Source organism: Kitasatospora nipponensis (assembly GCF_039528135.1).
Lineage (GTDB): Bacteria > Actinomycetota > Actinomycetes > Streptomycetales > Streptomycetaceae > Kitasatospora > Kitasatospora nipponensis.
Genome location: NZ_BAAALF010000259.1, coordinates 1 through 9,021, shown reverse-complemented (window position 1 = coordinate 9,021; position 9,021 = coordinate 1). Strand labels below are relative to the sequence as shown.

7 protein-coding genes and 2 pseudogenes are annotated in these 9,021 nt (G+C 73.5%); 3 read left to right on the top strand and 6 right to left on the bottom strand.

Annotation, left to right across the window (positions count from 1 at the left end; translation table 11 throughout):
* Nucleotides 1-291 precede the first annotated feature (291 nt).
* Nucleotides 292-1,365 carry a redox-regulated ATPase YchF gene (gene ychF / locus ABD323_RS37475; RefSeq protein ID WP_344446573.1) on the top strand — a complete coding sequence of 358 codons (1,074 nt, stop codon included), beginning with the start codon at nt 292-294 and terminating at the stop codon, nt 1,363-1,365.
* 87 nt (nt 1,366-1,452) lie between these two features.
* Here ychF and ABD323_RS37470 read toward each other — a convergent pair.
* From ABD323_RS37470 to ABD323_RS37460, 3 genes and pseudogenes are all read right to left on the bottom strand, one after another.
* A pseudogene (locus ABD323_RS37470) lies at nt 1,453-1,599 on the bottom strand (Txe/YoeB family addiction module toxin); the annotation flags it as partial.
* Nucleotides 1,600-1,691: 92 nt separating this feature from the next.
* Nucleotides 1,692-2,930 (bottom strand): cytochrome P450, encoded by a 1,239-nt coding sequence (locus tag ABD323_RS37465; protein ID WP_344446572.1) that lies wholly within the window; start codon nt 2,928-2,930, stop codon nt 1,692-1,694.
* A 94-nt stretch (nt 2,931-3,024) separates the two neighbouring features.
* The gene (locus tag ABD323_RS37460) at nt 3,025-4,530 is read right to left on the bottom strand and encodes an MFS transporter (RefSeq protein WP_344446571.1); all 1,506 of its coding nucleotides are present in this window, start codon (nt 4,528-4,530) and stop codon (nt 3,025-3,027) included.
* Nucleotides 4,531-4,660: 130 nt separating this feature from the next.
* Here ABD323_RS37460 and ABD323_RS37455 point away from each other — a divergent pair, with 130 nt between their 5' ends.
* Nucleotides 4,661-5,380 (top strand): TetR/AcrR family transcriptional regulator, encoded by a 720-nt coding sequence (locus tag ABD323_RS37455; protein ID WP_344446570.1) that lies wholly within the window; start codon nt 4,661-4,663, stop codon nt 5,378-5,380.
* 43 nt (nt 5,381-5,423) lie between these two features.
* Here ABD323_RS37455 and ABD323_RS37450 read toward each other — a convergent pair whose 3' ends face one another.
* The 3 genes and pseudogenes from ABD323_RS37450 to ABD323_RS37440 all read right to left on the bottom strand — a co-directional run bounded on the left by ABD323_RS37450 (nt 5,424) and on the right by ABD323_RS37440 (nt 7,874).
* Nucleotides 5,424-6,077 (bottom strand): HAD-IA family hydrolase, encoded by a 654-nt coding sequence (locus ABD323_RS37450; protein WP_344446569.1) that lies wholly within the window; start codon nt 6,075-6,077, stop codon nt 5,424-5,426.
* A gap of 49 nt (nt 6,078-6,126) precedes the next feature.
* A pseudogene (locus ABD323_RS37445) lies at nt 6,127-7,268 on the bottom strand (dihydrofolate reductase family protein).
* A 24-nt stretch (nt 7,269-7,292) separates the two neighbouring features.
* The gene (locus ABD323_RS37440; RefSeq protein ID WP_344446568.1) at nt 7,293-7,874 is read right to left on the bottom strand and encodes a pyridoxamine 5'-phosphate oxidase family protein; all 582 of its coding nucleotides are present in this window, start codon (nt 7,872-7,874) and stop codon (nt 7,293-7,295) included.
* A 146-nt stretch (nt 7,875-8,020) separates the two neighbouring features.
* Here ABD323_RS37440 and ABD323_RS37435 point away from each other — a divergent pair, with 146 nt between their 5' ends.
* Nucleotides 8,021-8,833 carry a methyltransferase domain-containing protein gene (locus tag ABD323_RS37435; protein WP_344446567.1) on the top strand — a complete coding sequence of 271 codons (813 nt, stop codon included), beginning with the start codon at nt 8,021-8,023 and terminating at the stop codon, nt 8,831-8,833.
* Nucleotides 8,834-9,021 lie beyond the last annotated feature (188 nt).

Below are 9,021 nucleotides of genomic sequence, written 5' to 3'. Positions count from 1 at the left end.
CCGGGCGGCTGGGTACGGATGCTCTGCTCCACTCGCCCAACGTACGGTCCGATTTACATCACCATGGGTAATGAGCCGTCGAGACGCGTCCGTGTCCTGCGGGAACGCCCGCCGCGCCCCTCTCCCGAGCCCGTCCGTCCGCACGGCGGCCCGGCCGCCCGCCCGGCCCCGCACGGCCGCCAGGCCGCCCGCCAGCGCGCCGGGGCGGGGCCGGGCGGCCTGGGCCGTAGACTTGGCGGTCGGCCCGTACGGTGCCGCTCCACGCCCTCCAAGCCCACGGGATCTCGCTACATGTCGCTCACGATCGGAATCGTCGGCCTGCCGAACGTCGGCAAGTCGACCCTGTTCAACGCCCTGACCAAGAACGACGTCCTGGCGGCCAACTACCCGTTCGCCACCATCGAGCCGAACGTCGGCGTGGTCGGCGTCCCGGACCCGCGACTGGCCGTGCTCGCCGGCATCTTCGGCTCGCAGCGCGTCCTGCCGGCGACCGTCGACTTCGTCGACATCGCCGGCATCGTCCGCGGCGCCTCGGTGGGCGAGGGCCTGGGCAACAAGTTCCTCGCGAACATCCGCGAGTCCGACGCGATCTGCCAGGTGATCCGCGCCTTCGTCGACCCCGACGTGGTGCACGTGGACGGCAAGGTCTCACCCAAGGACGACATCGAGACCATCAACACCGAGCTGATCCTCGCCGACCTCCAGTCGATCGAGAAGGTCCTGCCGCGGCTCCAGAAGGAGTCCCGCCTCAAGAAGGAGTCGGCCGCCACCCTGGCCGCCGCCGAGGCCGCCCAGAAGGTCCTGGAGAGCGGCAAGACCCTCTTCGAGGTCGGCTTCGACTCCTCCTCGGTGCGCGAGCTGCACCTGCTCACCACCAAGCCCTTCCTCTACGTCTTCAACGTCGACGAGGACGAGCTGACCGACGAGGCCTTCAAGGACGCCCAGCGCGCCCTGGTCGCCCCGGCCGAGGCGATCTTCCTCAATGCGAAGATCGAGTCCGAGCTGATCGGCATGGACGACGACGAGGCCCTCGAGCTCCTCCAGTCCATGGGCCAGGAGGAGGCCGGCATGGCCACCCTGGGCCGCGTCGGCTTCGAGACCCTCGGCCTGCAGACCTACCTGACGGCCGGCCCCAAGGAGGTGCGCGCCTGGACCATCAAGAAGGGCGCCACCGCCCCCGAGGCCGCCGGTGTGATCCACACCGACTTCCAGAAGGGCTTCATCAAGGCCGAGATCGTCTCCTTTGACGACCTCGTCGAGTGCGGCTCCATCCCCGAGGCCCGCGCCAAGGGCAAGTCCCGCATCGAGGGCAAGGAGTACGTCATGCAGGACGGCGACGTGGTGGAGTTCCGCTTCAACGTGTGACCGGCCGTCAGCGGAGGTCGCCGGGCCTGCCCGTGAGCAGGCCGGGCGACCTCCGCCGTCCGCGCGGGGGTGAGTCGCGTCGCCCGCTCAGTCCTCGTAGCGGTAGCGGCACCGGGCGATCAGGATCGAGTCGCCGGTGACCTTGTCGATCAGGCGGTGCTCGTCATTGATCCGACGTGACCAGTAGCCCTGGAACCCGTGCTTGAGCGGCTCCGGCTTGCCGATCCCTTCGTTGCGACTCGGGGTGGCTCCGCCGGGGCCCAGGTGCTGCCGGTCCGCGGACGGGCCGCAGAGCGCTCGGGCACGGCCGTCGCGTGCCGCCCGGGTCAGAAGTGGACCGGGAGGGTGAGGGGGAAGGTGCCCTCGCCGGGGAAGCCGATGCGGGCCAGGGCGTCGCGGTCGACGGCGAGGGTGAGGGTGTCGCGCCGCAGGAGGAGCCGGTCGAGGACCACCTCGCTCTGCAGGGTGGCGAGGGCGGCGCCGATGCAGCGGTGGGCGCCGTGTCCGTAGGCGACGTGACCGGCGCCGGGGGCGGCGTCGCGGGTGAGGTCGAGGTGGTCGGCGCCGGCGAAGACGGCCGGGTCGCGGTTGGCGGCGAGCAGGGCGCTGGTCACGCCCTCGCCGCGGCGGACCAGGACGCCGCCGAGTTCGACGTCCTCGGTGGCGTAGAGCGTGGCGCCGATCCGGACGGTGGAGACGTGGCGCAGCAGCTCCTGCACCGCGCGCGGCAGCAGGTCGGGCTCGGCGCGCAGCCGGGCCAGCTGCCGCGGGTGGTCGAGCAGGGCGAGCACCGCGTCGGTGACGAAGAAGGCGGGCGGCGCGATCCCGGTGTTGATCAGCAGGAAGACCAGCGCGATCATCTCCTGGCGGCTCAGCCGCTGCCCGTCCTGCGCCTGCGCGCTGGACCGCAGCAGGTCGGAGGCCAGGTCCTCGGCGGGTGCGGCGGCGCGGCGGTCGAGGAGGGCGTCGACGTACCCGGCGAGCCGGTCGATGCCGGCCACGAAGCGGCCCGGCTCGCCCGACTCGTAGTCCCGGATCCAGCCGCCGACCTTCGGCCGGTCCGCCTCCTCGACGCCGATGATCTCGCAGATCACGTTCGTCATCAGCGGGTAGGCGAAGGCGTGCAGCAGGTCGAACTCGGTTTCCGTCGCGGCGAGTTCATCGGTCAGCCGCTGGGCGACGCACTCGATCCGCGGCCGCAGGGCGGCGATCCGGCGCGGTGCGAAGGCCCGCATCACGTGGGTCCGCAGCCGGGTGTGCTCCGGGCCGTCGACCATCACCAGGATCTCCAGGTACCGCCGGTACTCCGCCGGCAGCCCCGCGTCGTCGAGCAGTTCCGCGCCGACGTCGCCGCCCTGCGCCCCCGGGACCTTCGCCAGGTCCCGTACGAACCGGCCGTCGCCGAGCACGGTCTTGACCACGTCGTACCGGGTGGCCAGCCAGATCGGGGTCCGCGTCTGCGGCAGCGTGGCGCGGATCAGCGGCGGGTGGCCGTGCGAGGCGTCGTCGAGCTGGGCGTGGGTCAGTTCGAGCGGGGTGGCGGCGGGGGCGGTGGGCTCGGTCATGTCGTACTCCACTTCGGGTGGGTTCGGTGTGGACGGGGCTTCACGCGGCGGGCGGCGGGCGGGACTTGACGGGGCGCGGCGGGGCCGGGCGGGGTCAGGAAGCGAGCGCGGGCTCGTCGGCCGAGTCCGGCGCCGGCGCGGCCTGCGGCCCGGTGTCGCGCATGACCAGGGCGGCCAGCAGGGCGGCGGCGAGGACGCCGACGGCGCTGATGGTGAAGGTGGTCGACATCGAGGCGGTGAAGGCCTGGCGGGCGGTGTGGACCAGGGCGCTGTCGCCGTGGGCGAGCGCGAGGGCGCCGGCGATCGACTGCTTCGCCTGCCCGGGCGCGTCGGTGGGCATCCGGTCGGCGAAGCCGCTGGAGAGCAGCGAGCCGAGGATGGCGACGCCCAGCGCGGTGCCGGCCTGCTGGATGGTGTCGTTCAGCGCGGACCCCACGCCCGCCTGCTCGGCCGGGATGGTGCCCATCAGCGCGCCGACCGCGGCCGGCATCGCGAGGCCGGCGCCGAGGCCGAGCAGGCCGAGCGCGAGCGCCGGGACGGTGAAGCCGCTGTCGGCCGAGACGGTGGCCAGCAGCGCGAAGGAGGCGGCCATCAGGAGCATCCCGACCAGCACCAGGCAGCGGTTGCCCGCCTTCGCGGCGAGCTTGGCGCCCGTCCCGTTGCCGACCAGTGCGGCGAGGGCCAGCGGCACGAACGCGACGCCCGCCTTGACCGGCGAGTAGCCGAGCACGAACTGCAGGTACTGGGTGAGCACCAGCAGCAGGCCGCCGTTGCCGATCTGGACGAGGGTCAGCGAGAGCGAGCCGCCGCTGAAGTTGCGCTGCCGGAAGAGGGCCAGCGGTGCCATCGGCGCGGGGGTGACGTTCTCCCAGACCACGAACCCGACCAGGCAGACGACGGCGACGGCCAGGGTGATCGCCGCGTGGCCGCCGAGGGCGCCGTGCCGCGGGAGCTCGATGATCCACCAGACCAGGGAGGTCATGCCGGCCGCGGAGAGCACGGCGCCGAGCGGGTCGGGCCGCTGCCAGGGGCCCTTCGACTCCGGCATCAGGGTCAGGGCCGCCAGGACGGCCAGCGCGACGACCGGGACGTTGATGAAGAAGATCGCGTGCCAGGAGTAGTGCGCGATCAGCACGCCGCCGAGCACCGGGCTGCCGACCAGGCCGAGCATCGACACCGAGCCCCAGGCGGCCATCGCCCGGCCGCGCTCGTCCTCGTCGAAGACGGTGATGAGGATCGACAGCGTCGAGGGCATGATCAGCGCTCCGCCGACGCCCATCGTGATCCGCGCGGCGATCACCTCGCCGGGGTCGGCGCAGAAGGACGCGGCCAGGGACGCGGCCCCGAAGAGCAGCAGGCCGATGATCATGATCTTCCGTCGGCCGAACCGGTCGCCGAGGCTGCCGGAGGCGAGCAGCAGGCCGGCGAAGACCAGGATGTAGGAGTCGAGGATCCACTGGGTGTCCTGGACGCTCGCGCCGATGTCCCTGGTCATCGACGGCACCGCGACGGTCAGCGCCATGCTGTCGACCACCAGCACCAGTGAGCTGAGGCAGAGCACGACGAGGATCCACCAGCGGCGTGGATTGCGGGTCTCCATGGGTCTTCCCTCCGAGATGCGTACATCGTTCCTGTGTTGCGAACACTGTACGCACGACGGAACGGCGTACGCAATCCTCATTCCTGTACGCTGGATGCGAACACTGTGCGCCCGGAGCCGGAGGAACGCCATGGCCGCGAAGACCAACCCGATCCCGTCCGTCTGGGCCCGGCAGCAGCGCGAGAGCGACCAGCCCGCGCTCAGCCGGGCCGCCATCGTCCGCGAGGCGATCGCCGTCCTGGACGCCGACGGCATCGACGCGCTGAGCATGCGCAAGCTCGGCGCCCGGCTGAACGCCGGGGCGACCTCCCTCTACCGGCACGTCGCCACCAAGGACGAGCTGATGGAGCTCGCGGTGGACGAGGTGGTCGCCGAGATCTCCGTGCCGCCCGCCGACGGTTCCGACTGGCGTGCCGCGGCCACCGAGGCCGCCGGATCCTTCCGCGCGACGGCCCTGCGCCACCCCTGGCTGGCCTCGGTCCTGGGCCAGGCCGGCCTGGCCTACCTGGGGCCCAACCTGATGTCCTACTCCGAGCGGCTGGCCGCCCTCTTCACGGCCGCCGGCTTCCCCGAGCCGAGCCGGGCCATCGACACCGTGCTCTCCTACGTCATCGGCATGAGCACCACGGAGGCCGCCTGGCTCACCGCCGTCGCCCGCTCCGGCGAGGGCGAGGCCGCCTTCATCCTGCGCCTGATGCCCGCCGCCCAGCGGGCCGCCGCCGACCACGACCACCTGGCCGCCGCCTATGCCGAGGCCGCCCCCCTGGACCCCGTCCGGATCCGCGACGACAAGTTCGGCTACGGGCTGGAGGTCGTCCTCGACGGCCTGGCCCTGCGCCTGCCGCGCTGACCCGCCCGCGAGGCGCCGAAGGCCCCGCGCGCCCCTCGTTCGCTCAGACCCGCACCAGCAGCGTGCCGTCCGGTCCCGGCGTGACCCGGACCCGCTCCAGCGTGTCGACGTGCGCCGTCGGCCCGTGCGCGGCGGCGCGCGGGCCGACTCCCAGCACCCGCATGCCCGCCGCGCGGCTGGCCGCGATGCCCGCCTCGGAGTCCTCCAGGACCAGGCAGTCGGCCGGGTCGACGCCCAGTGCGGCGGCGCCCTTGAGGAAGCCCTCCGGGTCCGGCTTGCTGGCGCCGACCGACTCGGCGGTGATCGCGAGGTCGGGGATCGGCAGGCCGGCGGCGGCCATCCGGGTGCGGGCGAGCGCGAGGTCGGCGGAGGTGACCAGGGCGTGCGGGTGGCCGGCCAGCGAGGCCAGGAAGGCGGCGGCGCCGGGGATCTCCACCACGCCCTCGATGTCGGCGGTCTCGGCGGCGAGCATCGCCCGGTTCTCCGCGAGGTTCTGCTCCACCGGGCGGTCGGGCAGCAGGATCCCCATGCTCAGGTGGCCCTGCCGGCCGTGCACCACCGACATCACGTGCGCGAAGTCCAGCCGCTGGGCGTCGGCCCAGCGGCGCCAGCACCGTTCCACCACGGCGTCCGAGTTCACCAGGGTTCCGTCCATGTCCAGCAACAGGGCGCGGACGGAGAGTTCGGTGGCGGACATGCGGGCTCCCGGCGGGCTGGCGGATATATGTTCCACCACTATACAAAAGTCAGTCGAGCAGGTGCGCGTTCACCTCGCGGGCGCTCGCCGCCAGCTCCGGCAGCTCCAGCACGCTCACCCCGGCGGCGGCCAGCAGCCCGATGCCCTCGCAGCCGGTGACGAAGAGGTCCGGTTCGCGCCAGGCGACCACCACCCGGGGGATCCCGGCCGCGATGACCAGCTCCGCGCAGGGCCGCGGGCGGGAGGCGCGCCGGCTGCAGGGCTCCAACGAGCTGTAGAGGGTCGCGCCGCGCAGTCGCGGGTCGGCGGGCGCCAGCTTGCCGAGCGCGGCCTCCTCGGCGTGGCAGAGCGGGTCGGTCTCCCGGCTGTAGCCCTCGCTGAGCACCGCGCCGTCCGCGTCGACGATCACCGCGCCCACCGAGAACGCGGTCCGCGAGGGCGGGCAGAGCCGGGACAGGTCGATCGCGCGGGCGAGCAGGTCCAGGTCGAGGGGGGTGGTCACGGGGTGGACTCCTTGGGGGCGTACCGGAGCAGGACGACGTCCCCGACGGTACGGGCTTCCAGCAGCCGCAGCCGCCGGGTGCTGCCGCCGGGGAACGGGGCGGGATTGACGAAGCGCGGCGCGTCCGCCTGCCCGACCAGCAGCGGCGCGACGACCAGCTGCAGCTCGTCGGCGAGCGACTCGGCGAGGAACTGGGTGTGGACCGAGCCGCCGCCCTCCACCATCAGCCGCCGGACCCCGCGCCGCCCGAGGTCGTCCAGCAGCGCGCCGAGCTCCACCCGCGCGCCCAGCGCGGCCACCTCCGCCAGCCCGTCCAGCGCCGCGCGCAGCCCGGGGGCGGCGGCCTGGGTGGTGTAGACGAGCTTGGCGTCGCCGGTGTGCCAGAAGCGCAGGGCGGGGGCCAGGTCGCCGCTGGCGCTGAGGGTCACCTTGAGTGGGTACGGCGGCAGGCCGGCCGCCTGCCGGGCCGCCCGCCGGGCCGGGGAGTTGACCAGCAGTCGCGGGTTGTCGGCGCGCAGCGTGCTGGAGCCGACCAGCAGCGCGTCGCAGCCCGCCCGCAGCTCGTCGACCCGGTCGAAGTCGGCCGGGTTGGAGAGCAGCAGGCGGTCGGGCGAGGCGTCGTCGAGGTGGCCGTCGATCGACATCGCGGCGCTGAGCAGCACGTACGGGCGGGTGTGGCGGGTGGGCATGCGCCCACGGTACGGGGCGGGGCCCTACCGCCGCGGTGGCAGCGGTAGCGGCAGCCCCGGCAGGCCGTCCACGCTGGTGCCGACGAACTCCTTCGCGGCGCAGTAGTCGGCGAACTCCTGTTCGTCCTTGCGTCCGAAGTAGTCGGCGTGCAGCGAGCGGTCCTCGCGGTACTCCATGAACGGCACCGCGAAGCCGCACGAGTCGCTGATCCGCTCGGCGCGCACCAGCACCACCGCGCGCAGCCCGGCCCCGTCCGCCTCGGGCGCGAAGTGCGTCAGCAGCTCGGCGAAGCGCGGGTCGTCACGGAAGACCGGCTCGCCGCTGCCGTGCACCCGGACCACCGTGGGCGGGCCGGTGAAGGCGCACCACATCAGCGTGATCCGGCCGTTCTCCCGCAGGTGGGCGATGGTCTCGGCGTGGCTGCCGCCGAAGTCCAGGTAGGCCAGGGTGAGTTCGTCGAGCACGGCGAGCGTGCCGGAGCGGCCCTTGGGGGAGAGGTTGAGGTGGCCGTCGCCGGAGAGCGGGGCGGTCGCGGTGAAGAAGATCGGCTGGGCCTCGATGAACGTGCGCAGCCGGCCGTCGATGCGTTCGTAGCTCTTTCCCATGGCCCGAATTATTCGGCAGGGTCCGCCGCCGGGGCGACCCACTTATCCCGCCGTCTCTTACTTTGAGATGGATCTTCTCGCAAGGTGAGACGGTGGCTAGGGTGGAGGCACCGTCTCAGCCGCTGCGCGCCTGGAGGAGAAGAGCCATGACAGAGCATCAGAGTGTCTACACCCACGGCCACCAGGAGGCGGTGCTGCGCTCGCACCGGACCCGGACGCTGGCCAACTCGGCCGGCTACCTGCGGCCCGAACTGGCGGCGGGGCAGCAGGTGCTGGACGTCGGCTGCGGGCCGGGGACGATCACCGCCGACCTGGCCGAGCTGGTGGGTCCCACCGGCCGGGTGGTCGCCGTCGACACCTCGCCCGAGGTGCTGGCGCAGGCCGCCGAGTACGTCGCCGGGCGCGGCCTGGAGAACGTCGAGTTCGCCGTCGCCGACGTGCACGCGCTGCCGTACCCGTCGGCCGGCTTCGACGTGGTGCACGCCCACCAGGTGCTGCAGCACGTCCAGGACCCGGTCGGGGCGCTGCGCGAGATGCGCCGGGTGGTGGCGCCGGGCGGGGTGGTGGCCGTCCGCGACGCCGACTACGAGGCGATGACCTGGTACCCGCAGCTGCCCGAGCTGACCGACTGGCTGGATCTGTACCGGCGCACCGCGCGGGCCAACGGCGGCGAGCCGGACGCCGGGCGCCGCCTGCTGGCGTGGGCGCGGGCGGCCGGCTTCGAGGAGGTGCGGGCCTCCAGCTCGACCTGGACCTACGCGACGCCGGGCGAGCGGCTGTGGTGGGGCGCGTCCTGGGCCGAGCGGGTGACCGCCTCGGGGCTGGCCGCCACCGCCCGGGCGCAGGGCCTGGCGGGCGACGAGGAGCTGGCGGCGATCGCGGACGGCTGGCGGCGCTGGACGGTCGAGCCGGACGGCTGGTTCGCCGTGCTGCACGGAGAGGTGCTGGCCCGGGGCTGACGACCGGCCCGGCCGCGGGGTGGGCGGCGCACCGGGCGGTGGCCGCGGTCGGCTAGAGTCCGCGCATCCATCGAACTGGTGCACGTGGGTGCAGGGGGGACCTGATGACGGTAGAGAGCAGTCCGGGCGCGGAACACGGTGAGCGGATCGAGCGCCCCGCGGACGCGTTCGCCCCGCCGTCGGGCCCG

What these genes read in the sequence shown, in the direction of transcription:
- ychF (WP_344446573.1), top strand. Translation starts at nt 292, where the DNA reads ATGTCGCTCACGATCGGAATCGTCGGCCTGCCGAACGTCGGCAAGTCG.
- ABD323_RS37465 (WP_344446572.1), bottom strand. Translation starts at nt 2,930, where the DNA reads ATGACCGAGCCCACCGCCCCCGCCGCCACCCCGCTCGAACTGACCCAC.
- ABD323_RS37460 (WP_344446571.1), bottom strand. Translation starts at nt 4,530, where the DNA reads ATGGAGACCCGCAATCCACGCCGCTGGTGGATCCTCGTCGTGCTCTGC.
- ABD323_RS37455 (WP_344446570.1), top strand. Translation starts at nt 4,661, where the DNA reads ATGGCCGCGAAGACCAACCCGATCCCGTCCGTCTGGGCCCGGCAGCAG.
- ABD323_RS37450 (WP_344446569.1), bottom strand. Translation starts at nt 6,077, where the DNA reads ATGTCCGCCACCGAACTCTCCGTCCGCGCCCTGTTGCTGGACATGGAC.
- ABD323_RS37440 (WP_344446568.1), bottom strand. Translation starts at nt 7,874, where the DNA reads ATGGGAAAGAGCTACGAACGCATCGACGGCCGGCTGCGCACGTTCATC.
- ABD323_RS37435 (WP_344446567.1), top strand. Translation starts at nt 8,021, where the DNA reads ATGACAGAGCATCAGAGTGTCTACACCCACGGCCACCAGGAGGCGGTG.